Annotated in this window: 18 protein-coding genes; 6 read left to right on the forward strand and 12 right to left on the reverse strand. The window is 63.0% G+C overall.

Features of this window, described 5'->3' with window-relative positions:
- Window positions 1-17 precede the first annotated feature (17 nt).
- The 4 genes from ASD01_RS21575 to ASD01_RS21590 form a co-directional block, all read right to left on the reverse strand.
- The gene (locus ASD01_RS21575; protein ID WP_034790566.1) at window positions 18-344 is read right to left on the reverse strand and encodes a metal-sulfur cluster assembly factor; all 327 of its coding nucleotides are present in this window, start codon (window positions 342-344) and stop codon (window positions 18-20) included.
- Window positions 331-861 (reverse strand): DUF2249 domain-containing protein, encoded by a 531-nt coding sequence (locus tag ASD01_RS21580; RefSeq protein ID WP_034790568.1) that lies wholly within the window; start codon window positions 859-861, stop codon window positions 331-333. The genes ASD01_RS21575 and ASD01_RS21580 overlap by 14 nt, the downstream gene beginning before the upstream one ends.
- Window positions 842-2221 carry a hypothetical protein gene (locus ASD01_RS21585; protein ID WP_060529041.1) on the reverse strand — a complete coding sequence of 460 codons (1380 nt, stop codon included), beginning with the start codon at window positions 2219-2221 and terminating at the stop codon, window positions 842-844. Before ASD01_RS21585 ends, ASD01_RS21580 begins: the two co-directional genes overlap by 20 nt.
- A gap of 135 nt (window positions 2222-2356) precedes the next feature.
- Window positions 2357-2635 carry a DUF2249 domain-containing protein gene (locus ASD01_RS21590; RefSeq protein ID WP_034790571.1) on the reverse strand — a complete coding sequence of 93 codons (279 nt, stop codon included), beginning with the start codon at window positions 2633-2635 and terminating at the stop codon, window positions 2357-2359.
- 224 nt (window positions 2636-2859) lie between these two features.
- Here ASD01_RS21590 and hemN point away from each other — a divergent pair, with 224 nt between their 5' ends.
- Window positions 2860-4212: an oxygen-independent coproporphyrinogen III oxidase gene (hemN, locus tag ASD01_RS21595; RefSeq protein WP_060529040.1), complete on the forward strand. Its 1353-nt coding sequence runs from the start codon at window positions 2860-2862 to the stop codon at window positions 4210-4212.
- 472 nt (window positions 4213-4684) lie between these two features.
- Here hemN and ASD01_RS21600 read toward each other — a convergent pair whose 3' ends face one another.
- From ASD01_RS21600 to ASD01_RS21625, 6 genes are all read right to left on the reverse strand, one after another.
- Window positions 4685-6586: a nitric oxide reductase activation protein NorD gene (locus tag ASD01_RS21600; protein WP_060521136.1), complete on the reverse strand. Its 1902-nt coding sequence runs from the start codon at window positions 6584-6586 to the stop codon at window positions 4685-4687.
- A gap of 8 nt (window positions 6587-6594) precedes the next feature.
- Window positions 6595-7407 (reverse strand): CbbQ/NirQ/NorQ/GpvN family protein, encoded by an 813-nt coding sequence (locus ASD01_RS21605; protein WP_060521135.1) that lies wholly within the window; start codon window positions 7405-7407, stop codon window positions 6595-6597.
- A 65-nt stretch (window positions 7408-7472) separates the two neighbouring features.
- The gene (locus ASD01_RS21610) at window positions 7473-8819 is read right to left on the reverse strand and encodes a nitric-oxide reductase large subunit (protein ID WP_060529039.1); all 1347 of its coding nucleotides are present in this window, start codon (window positions 8817-8819) and stop codon (window positions 7473-7475) included.
- 24 nt (window positions 8820-8843) lie between these two features.
- Window positions 8844-9296: a c-type cytochrome gene (locus ASD01_RS21615; protein ID WP_060521133.1), complete on the reverse strand. Its 453-nt coding sequence runs from the start codon at window positions 9294-9296 to the stop codon at window positions 8844-8846.
- Window positions 9297-9453: 157 nt separating this feature from the next.
- A complete protein-coding gene (locus ASD01_RS21620) occupies window positions 9454-9732 on the reverse strand; it encodes a cytochrome C oxidase subunit IV family protein (protein ID WP_034790601.1) in 279 nt (92 codons plus the stop codon).
- A 5-nt stretch (window positions 9733-9737) separates the two neighbouring features.
- Window positions 9738-10295, reverse strand: coding sequence for a cytochrome c oxidase subunit 3 (locus ASD01_RS21625; RefSeq protein WP_089044839.1), 558 nt, complete (start codon window positions 10293-10295; stop codon window positions 9738-9740).
- Window positions 10296-10417: 122 nt separating this feature from the next.
- Between ASD01_RS21625 and ASD01_RS36230 the strand changes: the two genes are divergently transcribed.
- From ASD01_RS36230 to ASD01_RS21635, 3 genes are all read left to right on the forward strand, one after another.
- On the forward strand, window positions 10418-10573 hold the full coding sequence (locus ASD01_RS36230) for a hypothetical protein (protein WP_089044838.1): 156 nt from the start codon (window positions 10418-10420) through the stop codon (window positions 10571-10573).
- A 78-nt stretch (window positions 10574-10651) separates the two neighbouring features.
- On the forward strand, window positions 10652-11080 hold the full coding sequence (locus ASD01_RS21630) for a hemerythrin domain-containing protein (protein WP_051659203.1): 429 nt from the start codon (window positions 10652-10654) through the stop codon (window positions 11078-11080).
- Between the two features lie 10 nt (window positions 11081-11090).
- Window positions 11091-11780: an NnrU family protein gene (locus tag ASD01_RS21635; RefSeq protein ID WP_060529094.1), complete on the forward strand. Its 690-nt coding sequence runs from the start codon at window positions 11091-11093 to the stop codon at window positions 11778-11780.
- 1 nt (window position 11781) lies between these two features.
- Here ASD01_RS21635 and ASD01_RS21640 read toward each other — a convergent pair whose 3' ends face one another.
- Both ASD01_RS21640 and ASD01_RS21645 read right to left on the reverse strand, forming a co-directional pair.
- A complete protein-coding gene (locus ASD01_RS21640; RefSeq protein WP_060529038.1) occupies window positions 11782-12372 on the reverse strand; it encodes a UbiX family flavin prenyltransferase in 591 nt (196 codons plus the stop codon).
- Window positions 12369-13880, reverse strand: coding sequence for a UbiD family decarboxylase (locus ASD01_RS21645; protein WP_060529037.1), 1512 nt, complete (start codon window positions 13878-13880; stop codon window positions 12369-12371). Before ASD01_RS21645 ends, ASD01_RS21640 begins: the two co-directional genes overlap by 4 nt.
- A 115-nt stretch (window positions 13881-13995) precedes the next feature.
- On the opposite strand from ASD01_RS21645, the gene ubiT reads away from it, so the two are divergent.
- Window positions 13996-14514: a ubiquinone anaerobic biosynthesis accessory factor UbiT gene (ubiT, locus tag ASD01_RS21650; RefSeq protein ID WP_060529036.1), complete on the forward strand. Its 519-nt coding sequence runs from the start codon at window positions 13996-13998 to the stop codon at window positions 14512-14514.
- The gene (gene ubiU, locus ASD01_RS21655) at window positions 14505-15482 is read left to right on the forward strand and encodes a ubiquinone anaerobic biosynthesis protein UbiU (RefSeq protein ID WP_060529035.1); all 978 of its coding nucleotides are present in this window, start codon (window positions 14505-14507) and stop codon (window positions 15480-15482) included. Before ubiT ends, ubiU begins: the two co-directional genes overlap by 10 nt.
- The last annotated feature ends 7 nt before the right edge of the window (window positions 15483-15489 follow it).

Here is a 15489-nt window from a genome sequence, read left to right on the forward strand (position 1 = left end):
TTTCTAGAAGGCTGGTCCTAGAAGATGCTGCCGTGGCCAAGTTCCAACGCGCCGTCGGCGATCATGTCAGGCGTCCACGGCGGCTCGTACGTCAGCCGGACCTCGGCATATTCGACACCCGGCACATACCAGACGCAGTTCTGCACCGCTTCCTTGAGGAAGGCGGTCGCCGGGCAGCCCTTGATCGTCGTCGTCATGGTGACGCGGGCAATGCCGCCCTCCTGAACGTCGATGTCATAGATCAGGCCGAGATCGACGACGTTCTTGCCCATTTCGGGGTCGATGATGATGCGCAAGGCATCGCGGATCCTCGCCTCGAGGTCCAGGGTTTCAGGCGCCGACATGGGAGCGCCTCCCACCGATGCGGATGAGGATCCGGTAGGTCTCGCCGGTCGCATCGAAATTGCCGGCCCATTTGTGGCCGCGCTTGGCGAGCTCCGGATAAAGGAACAGCGGTTCGCGCGCGAGCAAGGCGAACAGAACCTCGCCTTCGGCCATCTTCTCGGCCGCTGCCAGAATGCGCACCATAGGCTCCGGCGGATCGAGCTCCGTCAGGTCGAGCTGGCGGCTCGGGTCGGGCCAGGCGTCGAGATCCGTTTCGCTGACCGAAAGCCTGATCCCCTCGACCTCGCCTTCGGGCGTAAACAGAACCTCCCAGTCGCCATTGTCGAGCGGGCGGTCCTGATGGGTGAAGCCGCGACCCGCCATGACGCTGAAGAGCGGAACGGGCCGGAAGGTCGCGATCAGCTTCAGCGCCTGGCCCGGCGCCAGGCTGTCGACTGCATTCATGATGGCCTGGAACGGGTCGCTGCCGCCGCGCAAGTGCGGTCGGACGTCGAGTTCATAAGGATCTTGGCTCATGGGAACCTCCGTGAGGAAAAGATGGCAGAAACAGGCCTGGTCGAACAAGTCCATCAGGCAATCGAAGTTCGGCCGGAACGTTGATCAGTCGCCGTGTTCGCACGAACTCCAGGATGAGCGCATTGACGGCAATCAACTGGCCGAGGCTTGCAAAACGAAAAATAGGCGCGCTGCCGATCAGGAGGGCGAGCGAGCCAACCGCGACCGTCAGATAAAAGAGCCGGAACCAGCGAAGGGCGGACGTTTCGCTGACGAGGTCCTGGACCCTCGGGGTCGGCATGCGCCCAAGCGCCGGCCCGTAACATTCGAGCCAGGTCATGAACGGCACGATCTTGTAGAGCTGGGCGAGCCCCATGCCCGTCAGCCATCCAAAGGTGGCGAGATAAATAACGGCGCCGATAGCCTCATCAAGGCGGCCGGCCGAGAGCAGCGCGACGAAGAGTATAGCCGCGGCGACCAGTGACACGAAGGCGCCGATGCTGGCGCGGCTGTTGAGTTCGATCGCCTTGCGCCGGCGCTCCCGATAGATACGCAGGATATCGCCGACATAGATCGCGACCACGGCCGCGCCGGAACCGACGGCAAGGAGGAAAAGCGGCGAGCGACCAACGGTGCCCACGAGAATGACGGGCACTGCGGCCGCCAGAACGCTGAGGCAAAAGGCACCAAGCATGAAGACAACACGGCTGCTTGTCCGCTCTTTGTCTGGCGACAGCATGAACATGGTCAAAAGTCGATAGCTGACGCCCATGGTGGTGAAGCTCAACCAGCCGCAGAGGCCGAGGGAGGCATGAAGCGAGAGACCATCGACGGTGAGGTCGATCGCGCCCGCCGCGTCGATCAGGCCCGAGAGCACGCCAGCATAGACGCCGCCGAGCAGCATCGTGCCGAAGAGAGCGGCAAGGCCGACCGCGACGAAGCGGGCCGGTAGTGGCAGGGGGCGTGCATGCCAAAGCGTGACCGCGAAGGAAAAGCCCAGCACCGAAAAGCCAACAATCGAGAAAGCGGCGCCAAGAGGAAGCAGCGTCACGGGAACATCGATCGCACCGGAAAGACCGACGAAGCCGAGGGTCAGGGTGGTGATGCCGCCAATAAGTATCAGGAGCGCCGGCAGGGCGACGCTCGGCAAGGACAGCGGCTGGCCGACGAGAACAGGCACGAATTGCAGCAATGCGCCGGTCATCAGCAGGCTTAGCCAACCGAGAGCGACAATATGGACGAGCGCCAGCGTTTCAGGCGCCTCAAGGGCTAAGACCGGATAACCAAAGCCGAGAACCATCATGGTCTCGCCAAGGACGAGGAAAATCAGCGCGGCCGCGAAATAGGACATGGTCCAGCGGGATAGCGTGGCTGCGAACATGGTGGTTCAACCCTTGGATCACGATGGCTCTGGTCGAGCCGAACAAGCGTGATCGATTCTGCTAAGTGGGAGCGGGATGAGAGCGGAAAATGACGCACGCTTTTTCTCACCCCGCTCTTGAAGGACACCAGGGGCTCAGTGCCCGCCGCAGCAGCAGTCACAGCCGGAGGACTGTTGCCGACCGATCTCGACTCGCCATACCTCCGGCCCCTGCTCGAGGTATTCCCAGGTGAATTCGCCCGGATAGCGGGTTTCCAGCTGGTAGTGCAGTGGACGCGGATCGTGGTCGTTAACGATGATGAAGGCGCCACCCTCGGCAAGCGCGTTCAACATGCCGAAGATTTTCGGATGGCGTTCTACCGGCGGGATCGTCCGCACATCGATAAAGGGCTTGTCGGTCTCTGCAATGGTCATGGTTGTCCGCTTCTGAGCGCCGTGGTTTGATGATGATCCGGGAAGCGCCGGCGCACACGCCCCGGATTTCCGCAACCTAGCGACAGCGCCGCCGCGACATTTTGTCGAAGCGCAAACAAATCTCGCTTTGGCCTCGACCAACCCCATCCTTGACTTTTCGCAAAGAGGTGCCTGCCGGCGCGGCCTACAAAAGCTGTATCCATCGCCACCCAGATGAGGACGAAATGTTAGCTTCCGCGCTCCTGAAATACGGTGAAATGCGCCTGCCGCGCTACACGAGTTACCCGACTGCACCGCGCTTTGCCGCTGATGTCGACGATCACACCTACGGCGACTGGCTGAAGGCGATCCCCGAGGGGCAGAACGTGTCGCTCTACCTGCACATCCCCTTCTGTCGTTCCATGTGCTGGTACTGTGGCTGCCACACGACGATCACCAAGAAGGACGACCCGATCCTCGACTATCTCGATGTACTCCGAGACGAGATCCGCATGGTCGCCGATACCATTGGCCAGCCGCTTCCGGTCTCGGAGGTACATTTTGGCGGCGGCACGCCGACGATCATCGAGCCAAGTGAATTCCTTGCGCTGATGACGTTGATGGGCGAGCGCTTCGCGCTGTCACCATCGGCCAATGTCGCCGTCGAGATCGATCCGCGCCGGCTGACGCTTGCCATGGCCGAGGCACTCGGCGAAGGCGGCGTTAGGCGTGCCAGCCTCGGCGTGCAGAGCTTCGATCCCGTCGTGCAGAAGGCGATCAACCGCATCCAGAGCGAGAAGCAGACGGCCGAAGCCGTCGACCATCTGCGCGGCGCGGGCATCGGTGGCATCAATTTCGACCTGATCTACGGCCTGCCGCATCAGACGGTGCGCTCCTGCGTCGAGACGGTCGAAGCGGCCGCGGCGATGCGACCGGAACGGTTCGCGGTTTTCGGTTACGCCCATGTGCCGAGCTTCAAGAAGCACCAGCGCATGATCGACGAGAACGCGCTGCCCGACAGTGCCGCCCGCGCCGAACAGGCGATGGCGATCAGCGAAGCGTTGGTCAAAGCCGGCTACCGCCAGATCGGCCTCGATCATTTTGCGCTTCCTGACGACGATCTCGTCACCGCCCAGGAGGCTGGGCAGCTCCGCCGCAACTTCCAGGGCTATACGACCGACACTTGCGAAACGCTGATCGGTTTCGGCGCCTCGGCAATCGGCCGCTCGCGCGACGGTTATGTCCAGAACGAGGTGCCCCCCGGCGTCTATGCAAGCCGCATCGCATCGGGACGGCTCGCAACCACCAAGGGCTACCGACTGACCGACGAGGACCGTTTGCGCGCCGCGATCATCGAGCGGCTGATGTGCGATTTCAGCGCGGATATGTCCGCAATCGCCGCAGCGCATGGCCGGGACTGGCAATCGTTCGTCGACAGCAATAGCAAACTGGCCGAACTGCGAAAGGATAGCGTGATCGATATCGCTGATGGCGTCATCACTGTGCATCCCGAGCACCGCTTCGTCATCCGCGCGGTGGCGGCGGCCTTCGATGCCTATATCGACGAGCCCCAGAGGGTGCACAGCAAGGCGGCTTGAGTGCGCTGATCGCCGGGAAGGTTTGATATTGCGAGCCTTCCCGGCGCAATCACGCCGGCAAAGCGTCATCCGTCTCTTCCGTCATGCTCGGGCACGACCCGAGCACTTCGTTGTTTTGTGCCACGAAATACGTTCGGATGCGCCTTGGATCCTCGCCTCAAGGGTGACGATGACGAAGTTTGCGGCAACTGCGCTCACTGAAAACGAGCCGTTTCCAAGCTTGTCGCCGGCAGCCATCGCTGGCAGCTCAGCGATACACTTTGGCAAAACTGCCCATCCAACACGTCATGCCCGGCTTTTTCCGAGCATCGAGACCCAGCCTCCTCCCCCGAGAATAGCCGCGAGCGGATCGGCAAATCCGTCCCGAATGGCCGCGAAACGGCGCACGCGCGGCTGGCAAACGGCTTCCGTTGAATCAAAGAGGCCCGGCGGTTGCCGGGCCTCTTGCTTCTCTCTCGACTTGGGGACCGCCCTACCCCACCAGATTGCGGTAGATCGCCGGCAGTGCCGCCGGCAGCCGCGAGATGTTGCCGACTACGGAATAGCCGTTCTGGCCGAACATGGCGGGCACGTAGGACTTCGCCTCCCGGTCGACCGTGACAGCGAAGGTGTTTATGCCACTGCGCCGTGCCTCCGTGACCGCGCGACGGCTGTCCTCGAGCGCAAAACGCCCCTCGTAGTGATCGATATCGTTGGGCTTGCCATCGGTCAGAACAAGCAAGAGCTTCTTGCGGTTCGGCTGCCGACGAAGCTCGGCCGAGGCATGCCGGATCGCGGCACCGATGCGGGTATAGTAGCCGGGCTTTAGTGCGGCAATGCGCGCTTCGACCAGCGGCCCCATAGCCTCGTTGAAGGCCTTCACGGTTTCCACCCGCACCCAGTCACGCCGCCTTGAGGTGAAGGTCAGGATCGAGTGGTTGTCGCCGCAGGCCGACAGCCCGTGCGCAAGGATGAGCAAAGCTTCTTTTTCCACGTCGAGCACCCGCCGGTTGTCTGACCAGGAATCGGTCGACAGCGACACGTCGACGAGGATCGTCACCGCCAGGTCATGCACCTGCGGCCGACTCATCAGATGGATGCGGTCGCTGCCCTGGCCGCCGGCGGCGAGATCGGTGCGGGCACGCACGACCGCGTCGAGATCGAGATCGGCGCCGTCAAGTTGTGCACGCAGCATCTCGTGCCGCGGGCGCAGCACTTCGAACTGGCGCCGCACCCGGCGGATCAAGCTCCGGCTTTCCTCGGTCAGTTCGCTCCGCTCTTCCTGGGCGGAAGCCGGCATCGCCAGCACGCGGCAATGGTCCTTGAGGTACTGACCGGTCCGGTAGTTCCATTCGGGATAGGTCAGCTCGGCCGTCAGCGGCGTCGGATCGACGGCTTCCGGCGGCAGATCGAGATCGAAGCGGAATCGCGCCGAGGGCCGTCCCTTGCGCTCGCCGAGCGTCATGTCGTCGAGTTCCTCGGCAGCCTTGCTGTCGTGGTCGTCGCTGTCGTCGCCGGGACGGTCGACGTTGACCATCTCGGCCATGGCCAGGATCTTCTCGAAGCGATTGAGGATGAACGGGCTGCGTTCGCCCTTGCGGTTCTCCGGGTTTTCGCGCACCGCCACGTGGCGCTCAACCTCGACACCCTCACTCTGGGTGCCCGCTGTCGCGGCCACATCTTCGTCACGCACGGTCGTGGTTTCGCCCCGCAACAGCGTGTCCGGCCATAGCGGCATCGGCAGCATCGGCAGGTAGCCGGGCGGCGCACGATGTGGGAAGATCACCGGCAGCGTCGTATCTGCCTCGCCTGTGGCCCTGCGCAACAGCCGCAGGATGCGGTTTTCAAGATGCTGCTCGATCGACGGCAGAGCGCCCCGCTTCCGCTCGGCAAGGGTCGCCTCGGCCAGACGCCGATAGCGCCGCCTAAGGCCTGGGAACCGTTGGAAGACGTCCTCGACCGTCTCCAGCGCGCGCGATATCAGCGCCAGGTCACGACGGAGCGGATCGGTCTCGCTGACGGGGTCGACCGGCATCGTCGCCATATAGGCGACGAGCCAGTGATAGAGATCCCGGTTCAGGTCTTTCGTCGGAAAAATGTCGATCTCGCCCGGCAGCATCAAGGACGCGTGGTCGCGCGCCGGCTGGACGAGTTTCTCTTCGCCAAGTCCCATGCGCTGCCGCCACCGCAAGCGATGGGTCGACGTGCGCCCGCGGGCGGGCACGATCTGCACCGCTGGCTCGCCGCCATGTCCGCGAAAGCAAACGCCGAGCACCGGCAGCATGTCGGCGAGCTTCACCGCCTCCTCCGGATAACGCCGCCAGGTTCTGGTGTTGCCGACGAAACGGTGCCAGGCTCGTCCGACGGTTTCTTCGAGCTCGAGGAAATCAAGCATGGCTCACCTCAGGCGATCAGAGAACCGGCCACTTCGAGAAGTGCTGAGCGCACATCCGGTTCGTCGGTCAGAGGCTCGATCATCGCGGCCCGCACCGCATCCTTCACCGGCATTCCGGCATCAATCAGCGAGGCGCAATAGACGAGCAGCCGGGTCGACACGCCTTCTTCGAGATCATGCCCTTTCAGAGCGCGCAGGCGCTGCGCGAGGTTGACGAGCGGCGCCACCTGGCTCTCCAGCAGTCCGCTCTCTTGCGAAACGACTGAAATCTCGGCGTTGCGCGGCAGGAAATCGAACTCGATCGCCACGAAGCGCTGACGGGTGCTCGGCTTCAGGCTCTTCAAAAGGTTCTGGTAGCCGGGATTGTAGGACACGATCAGCATGAAGCTCGACGGTGCTTCGAGCAGTTCGCCGGTCCGTTCAAGCGGTAACATGCGGCGGTCGTCGGTCAGTGGATGCAGGACGACGGCCACGTCCTTCCGGGCTTCCACGATCTCGTCGAGATAGCAGACGCCGCCGTTGCGCACGGCCCGGGTCAGGGGGCCGTCGACCCAGACGGTGTCGCCACCCTTGAGCAGATAGCGACCGGTAAGGTCGGCGGCAGCCAGATCGTCATGGCAGGAAACGGTCGAAAGCGGCAGGCCGAGCTTCGCTGCCATGTGGCTGACGAAGCGGGTCTTGCCGCATCCTGTTGGTCCCTTCAAGAGCAGCGGCAGCTGGCGCACCCAGGCGCTTTCGAACAACGCGCATTCATTGCCGGAGGGGCTATAGGCGGGGATATCGAGCGCCGCGCGACTGACGGCAGATTGGACAGGGCTCATGGCAAGTCTCCATGCTTGGAATTCTTGGGGAGATGCCGGCGCGGCGAGCCGCGCCGGCTGGTCGGTTATTCAGCGGGTTGGACGACACCGGCGAGGTTCTCGCTGCGCTCGCGCCCGGGCACCAGAACGGCCCAGATGAACATCAGCGCCGAGATCAGGACGACGGCACCGGAACCGAGGCGGATCCAGTAGAACAGCGCCAGCTGGTCCTGGACGTCCATGTAGCTTTCGCCGAGCACGCGCTGCAGATGCGCCTGGAGAACACCGGCAAAGGTCAGCGCGAAGGTCATGACCGACATGGCGGTGCACATGATCCAGAAGCTCACCATCGACAGCCACTGGTTATACGGCGCACGGCCGCGGATCTCCGGGATGGCATAGGCCATGACCGCGAGGTTCAGCATCACGTAGGCGCCGAAGAAGGCGAGGTGTCCATGGGCCGCGGTCACCTGGGTGCCGTGGGTATAGTAGTTCACCGAAGACAGCGTGTGCAGGAAGCCCCAGACGCCAGCGCCGAAGAAGGCCATGACCGAGCAGCCGATCGACCAGAGGAGGGCTGCGCGGTTCGGATGCTTGCGGCCGGCCTTCCAGGTCATCACGAAGGTGAAGACCACCATGGTGAAGAAGGGGGCCACTTCCAGCGTCGAGAACAGCGAACCGATCCACTGCCAGTAGCCCGGCGCGCCGATCCAGTAGTAGTGGTGGCCCGTGCCGAGGATGCCGGAGAAGAGCGCCAGGCCGACGATGACATAGAGCCATTTTTCGACGACCTCACGGTCGATGCCGTTGAGCTTGATCATCAGGAAGGCGAGCACCGATGCCATGATCAGTTCCCAGACGCCTTCGACCCAGAGATGGACGACGTACCACCAGTACATCTTGTCGAGCGCCAGGTTGATCGGATTGTAGAAAGCGAAGAGGAAGAAGATCGCGACACCCCAAAGCCCGAAGATCAGGATGTTGGTGACGGTCGTCTTGCGGCCTTTCAACACCGTCAGCGTGATGTTGTAGAGGAACATCAGCGCGACGATGACGATACCGACCTTAATCGCGAAGGGCTGCTCGAGGAACTCACGCCCCTCGTGGATGTGCATGAGGTAGCCGACGACGGCAATGGCAGCGGCGATCAGGAAGATCCAGAACTGCGCGATGGCGATCTTCGTGCTGTAGAGCTCGGTTTCTGCCTCTTCCGGCAGCAGGTAGTAGGTCGCGCCCATGAAGCCCATGAGCAGCCAGACGATCAGCGCGTTGGTGTGGACCATGCGCACGATGTTGAAGGGCAGCAGCTCGGAGAGCGTGTTGGGCAGGACGTAGATGGTGCCGGCAAGCACGCCGAACAGCACCTGGGCGAGAAACAGGCCAAGCGCTCCGTAGAAATAGAGCATCGCGACCTTTTGGGTTTGGTATTTCATGGTGTCACACTCCACTCGGTTCGCTTAACCTGCCTCGTTCGGCGGCCAGTTCTGGGTCTTGATGCGGCTCGTCCATTCGAGGAAGTCAGCGAGGTCGTTGAGTTCCTGTTCGGTGAGATTGAACTGCGGCATCTGCCGCCGTCCCTCGATGCCGGTCGGCTGGGCAGCCATCCAGGCCTTAAGCGTATCGCGGGCGCCATCCGGATCGGCCTCGCCGCCGAATCGCTTCCAGACGTTGCCGAGCTCAGGCGCGAAATAGGCGCCCTCGCCGAGAAGCGTGTGGCAGTTGATACAGGAGTTCTTTTCCCAGACGTGTTTGCCGCGGGCGACCGCATCGGTCAGCGTCGACTCATCCGTCGAAGTCGTCCGCATGTAATAGTGGCTGTGGGCGGTCAGCCCGACGAAGATTGCGAAGAAAAAGAAGGACCCGCCGTAAAAGACGTTACGGGCCCCGGTTTTGGTGAGGCGTTCTGCCATCACGTGGTCCTTTCGATTTCAGTTGGCCGCTGAGAGTGCGGCCGGCTGATCTGATCCCTCCCCGTGCGGCGCAGCCGGCAACAATCGGGGCGACCTCATGTCTAGGGAAATCGGCGGCGGCTTCTTTGCGTTTCGGCAAACAAGTCCGCGGCTAGCCTCAGCTGATGAAAGCAGTGCTCAGGACCAGCTTCGCTGCAGCGACGAGGACGAGTGCTGCGGGCCAGATCAAAAGGCCAAGACGAAGGGCCGACGGCGCCTGCCGGAGCCCCATGAAATCGAGCGCGACGAACCGGCTTTTGACGATGGCGAGCCCGAGCAACACGACGATGACGAGGGTGGCCGGCCCGGCGACCGCCATCAGCGCCATGCCCGACATCACGGCTACGGCAAGCAGCAGCCAGGTCTTGAACAATTGTCTGGGATTGCGATCGGTCATGGCACTCACACGAGATAGACGAGCGGGAACATCACGATCCAGACCAGATCGATCACGTGCCAGAGCGTGGTGATAAGCTCGACATTGCCGGGTTTCGGTCGCCAGGCAACGATGATGAGCACGAAGGCACCGAAGACGACGTGCAGCAGATGGAAGCCCGTGACGAGAAAATAGAGCTCGAAGAAGGAGCCGAACTGAGGATCGCCGGCAACGCCGGCCTCGGCGCTATATTCGAAGAGCTTGATCCCCACGAAGGCGAAGCCGAAAAGTGCTGCATTCACCAGCGCCCGCCGACGCTGCTTAAGCGATGCACTCGGCCTCGTCGCCAAGGCCGCCTGCCAGCCGCTTGTCAAAAGAACAAGCGTGTTGATACCGGCAAGCAGCGGATCGAGATGCGAGCGGGCGGCGGCAAACGCGTCCGGCTGGAGAAGACCCACAATCAGGAAGCCGACAAGCAGAATACCGAACGCGGCAAGTTCACTCCAGACGAGCACCCAGAGCAGCAAGGCGTCCGTCGTATCCTCTTCCACCGTTGCGGCAATCGGATGACTGCGGGCATCCATGTCAGCGCCTCCGTTCAAAAAACATCGTTCGAGCTAGGCGCGAGCGCGCACCCTGTCTTTGCGATTGAGCAAAGAAGCCGGCAGGGGGCGGGGCTATTGGCTGACAACAAAGGAGCCTTCCGATGACAGACGCACAGATCGGCCTTTCCGTCGCCACCCCCATCATCATCGTCTTCGCCCTCGTGCTCTATCGCATGGGCGTGCTTCAGCGCGGCGCGACGCTGTCGGCGATCCTCTCCTCCGTTGCGATCGCCATCGTTCTGTTTCTCGATCGCTGATCTGCAGACTTTGAGAAATGTCAAAGAGGATCATTGCCGTCGGGTGTAGTTCGAACCAACACTCAACGGAGCAGATCGATGCAGCAGCAATTTTCAGAACATCACGAGCTGGGGCAGGCTTACCGCGAGCTTTTATCCCTGTGTGATCGCCTCGAGACGCTGGCCGATTCCATCCCGCGCCGCATCGACCTGACGAGCTGCCGCGTGATCCTGACGGAGCTGCCGGAAAAGCTCAGGCGCGTCCACGCGCTGGAGGAAATGATCCTGTTTCCAGCAGTCGAAATTCAGCGGGCAGACGACGGCCGTTACGCCTTGATCGCACGGCTGCGCGCCGAGCATGACCAGGACGATCGGGCAGCCGTCGAGCTGGTACGTGTGCTGAAGGCGGTTCTCGACAACAGGCCATCGCTCAGCTGGGATGCGATCGGCTACATGCTGCGGGGCTTCTTCGAAACTGTTCGCCGCCATGTCGCAACGGAGCGCCTGCTTCTCTGGCGCCATGCGTGAGACAACCGATATGACCTATTTTCTCCTCGCCTTCGCCGTCTTCCTGCTGCTCCATCTGGTGCCGGCCTGGCCGGCGTTACGCCAGGGCCTGATCGACCGGCTCGGTCGCTCGACCTATTTCGCGGTGTATTCGCTTCTTTCCGTGCTTGCTCTCGGCTTCGTCTTTCACGCGGCCCTTCAGCTCGATTTCATCCCGCTTTGGGAACCGGCGGCCTGGCAGGCCTGGGTAACCTTCGTGCTGGCGCCACTCGGCATCTTTCTCGTGCTGGCTGGCCTCTTCAGCGAAAACGCGCTGTCGATCTCCATCTATCAGGGAAACGAGCGGCCCGGCGCCATCGTAACGATCACCCGTCACCCGGTGCTCTGGGGCTTCCTGCTCTGGGCCGCCGGTCACATCGTGCCCAATGGCGACTTGCGCGCGCTGGTTCTTTTCGGCGGTTTCGCACTGTTTTCCGCCGGTGGCTTCTTCATGCTTGAAAAGCGTGCCCGCCGGCGTTTGGGTGACAACTGGCAAGCGGCCTCGAAGGGCACGTCAGTCTGGCCCTTTGCGGCCATCATTCGAGGCGAAACCCGTTTGCGCGCCGATCCCGTGATGATCATCGCCGCCTTTGCCACCGTCGCGATTGCCGTGTGGCTGCTGCTTGGCGGTCACGAGGTCCTGTTCGGCGCCGATCCGCTGCTTCAGGCCACCGTCTCCTAGATCACGATGATTTTTGGTCCTCACCCTGCCAGGCCATAGCCTGCGGGGTGATCGGCAGTGCCAGCAGGTCGATCGCTCGGGCCGCCAGATGGTCGACGATGGCCGAGACGCTCTCAGGCCGATGATAGAAGGCCGGCACCGGCGGCATGATAATCGCCCCCATTTCCGTGACGGTGCACATATTGCGCAGGTGACCGAGATGCAGCGGTGTCTCGCGTGCCATCAGCACCAGCCTGCGCCGCTCCTTCAGATGCACGTCGGCTGCCCGTACCACGAGGTTATCGGCCATGCCGGCAGAGATCGCCGCAAGTGAGCGCATGGAGCACGGCGCGACGATCATGCCGGCCGTCGAAAACGATCCGCTCGCAATCGCCGCGCCGATATCGGCGTGGTCATAGGTCCGCGCGGCCAGACGCAGCAGGGATGGAAGAGCGCCTGCGCCGACCTCATGCGCGAGCGTGCGGTGCGCCGCCGGCGACAGAACCAGATGCAGCTCGACGCTTTCGATTTCGCTGAGCCGCTCCGCGATGCGCACCGCAATCGCAGCACCCGAAGCCCCGGTGACACCGAGGACGATCTTCAACCGGTTCATCGGGTCAGCCCTCCAAGCCCGAGACCGGCCCAGATCGCATCGACCTGACCCACGACCTCCGGCGACATTTCGAGCACCCGCCCCCATTCACGGTCGGTCTCGGCGCCGATCTTGTTGGTGGCGTCGAGCCCGAGCTTGCCACCGAGGCCGGAGCGTGGCGACGCGAAGTCGAGATAGTCGATCGGCGTGCCCTCGATCACGGTCACGTCGCGGCTGGCATCGAAGCGGGTCGCAAGAGCCCACATTACGTCGGACCAGTTGCGCACGTCGATATCCGGGTCGACGGCGATGATCAGCTTGGTGTAGCTGAACTGCGGCAAGACAGACCAAAGCCCCATCATCACGCGCTTGGCCTGACCGGGATAACGCTTGTCGATCGCGACGACCATGGCTCTGTAGGAGCAGGCCTCCGGCGGCAACCAGAGATCGGATATCTCCGGAAACTGCTTGCGAACCAGTGGCACGAACAGCCTGTTCATCGCCTCTCCGAGCCGCGAAGGCTCGTCCGGCGGTCGGCCGGTATAGGTGGAAAGATAGAGCGGATTCCGACGCATGGTGATCGCCGACAGACGCATGACCGGGAACGGCTCCACCGAATTGTAATAGCCGGTATGGTCGCCATAGGGGCCCTCCTCCGCGGTCTCGCTCGCCGAGACCGTACCCTCGATCACGATCTCCGCATTGGCCGGCACTGAAAGTGGCACGGTCTTCGCCTTCACGAGTTGCGTCCTGCCGCGTCGAAGCAGGCCTGAGAAATTCAGCTCGCTCAGTCCGTCCGGCAGCGGCATGACCGCAGAAAGGATCGTCGCTGGGTCGGCACCGATGACGACCGCGATCGGCATGTCCTGACCCAGGCGTTGCCAGAGACGCTGGTGGCGGGCGCCGCCGCGGTGGGCGAGCCAGCGCACGATGGCGCGATCGGGCCCCAGCACCTGCATGCGATAGATCCCGACATTGACATCGAACGGATCATCCGGCGCGCGCGTGATCACCAGTGGCCAGGTAATCAGCGGCGCCGGCTCTCCCGGCCAGCACCATTGAACCGGCAGGCGCCCAAGGTCGATTTCCTGATCGCGCCAGACGACCTCCTGACACAGCGCACGCGTTACCTTTCGTGGCCGCATATACATCGCCGATCGGAGCAGAGGCAGCCGATCCCAGGCGTCGCGCAGCGACTGCGGCGCTCTCGGATCGCGCAGCTCCGCAAGTTCACCCGCAAGCGCATCGAGCCCGCCCGGCGCCAGGCCGAAACCACGCTCGATCCGGCGTTCCGACCCGAAGAGATTGGTCAGAAGCGGGATCGGTTGTGCGGCGCCTGTCGCATCGACCGGCCGCTCGAAGAGAAGCGCCGGCCCGTCGGCGGCAAGCACGCGGCGGTGGATTTCGGTCACCTCATGCACCAGCGAAACCGGTCGCGAAATCCGCTTCAAATCGCCTTCGCGCTCGAGCGCGTCGATAAAATCCTGAAGCGTTGCAAAGCCCTTTGACGGGCGAAAGGTCCTGTTCATGGAGCCTGTTTGTGGCGGCGAATGGTCCTTGTCTTTGACGTGGCGCAAACAACGACCGGCAGCAGGCGACTAGCATGCGCCGCATCGTTCGATTCCGACGCTCCACAGGTAGCAAATGACACTTCCGCTCGCGATCACCGCCCCCCTTAGCTTCGTTCCCATCATCGCCATCGAAAGCGTGGTGCAGCGCGTCTTTGCCCGCGTGATCGCGAGCCATCCGGGCCTCTTCGACCGTCTCGCGGATCATGCAGCCAAGCGCTACGCCTTCCAGCCGTCTGACCTGCCGATCGGCTTCCTTGTCGAACCGGCCGTGCCGCGCATCTCCGTACATCGCAAGGAGCGCGCGCCGGTTTCCGATGCCTGCATGGAAGGCGAGCTCGTACTGCTCTTGGCGCTGCTCGAGGGCCGCATCGACGGCGACGCCGTGTTCTTCTCGCGCGATCTTGCCGTCAGCGGCGACATGGAGGCGATGCTGGCGCTGCGCAACGCACTCGACGATTGCGAGATCGACCTTCCAAGCGATCTCGCTGAGATGGCCGGACCGCTGGCGCCGCTCGTGCGTCGCGCGGGAGAACAGATCCGCGAACGGGCGCTTGGCCGCGTTCTCAAGGAGGAGGCTCCCCAATGGAACTGATCTGCCCCGCCGGCACACCCGCTGCCTTCCGCGAAGCCGTCGATGCCGGCGCCGACGCGGTCTATTGCGGCTTTCGCGACGAGACGAACGCCCGCAATTTTCCGGGGTTGAACTTCTCACGCGACGAACTCCGAACGGCAATTGGCTATGCCAAACAGCGCAGGGTGATGACCTTCGTTGCGATCAACACCTTCATGCGCGCCGGCCAGGAGACGCTGTGGCATCAGGCGGTGGATGACGCCGTGGCGCTTGGTGCCGATGCCGTCATCCTCGCCGATTTCGGCCTGATGGCTTATACGGTGGAACGCCATCCGCAGCAGCGGCTGCACGTTTCCGTCCAGGCCTCGGCCTCGAATGCCGACGCCGTGCGCTTCCTCGTCGAGACCTTCGCGGCAAAACGCGTTGTGTTGCCGCGCACCCTGACGATCGCCGACATCGCTCGCCTTGCCAAACAGATCGATTGCGAGATCGAGGTCTTTGCCTTCGGCGGCCTCTGTGTCATGGCCGAGGGGCGCTGTTCGCTTTCTTCCTACGCCACCGGCAAGTCGCCCAACATGAACGGTGTCTGCTCGCCCGCAAGCCACGTGCGCTATCGCCAGGACGGACGCGAGCTGGTGTCTGAGCTCGGCGATTACACTATCAACCGCTTCCCGGCGGGCGAAGCCGCTGGCTATCCGACGCTCTGCAAGGGGCGCTTCGACATTGCGGAGGACCGCGGCTACGCCTTCGAGGACCCGGTTTCACTCGACGTCATGGACCATATCGATGCCCTGCGCAGCGCCGGCGTCAGCGCGCTGAAGATCGAGGGCCGGCAGCGCGGCAAAGCCTATGTCGCCGAGGTCGTGTCAGTGATGCGGCGGGCACTGACCGCCAGCGCCACCGAGCGGCCCGCATTGGTGTCGCGGCTGAAGGCGCTCAGCGAAGGCCAGAAGACGACAACAGGCGCCTACGAAAAGCGCTGGAGGTAATCGGCCC

Origin of the sequence: Ensifer sp. Root423, assembly GCF_001426275.1 — a bacterium.
Lineage (GTDB): Bacteria > Pseudomonadota > Alphaproteobacteria > Rhizobiales > Rhizobiaceae > Ensifer > Ensifer adhaerens.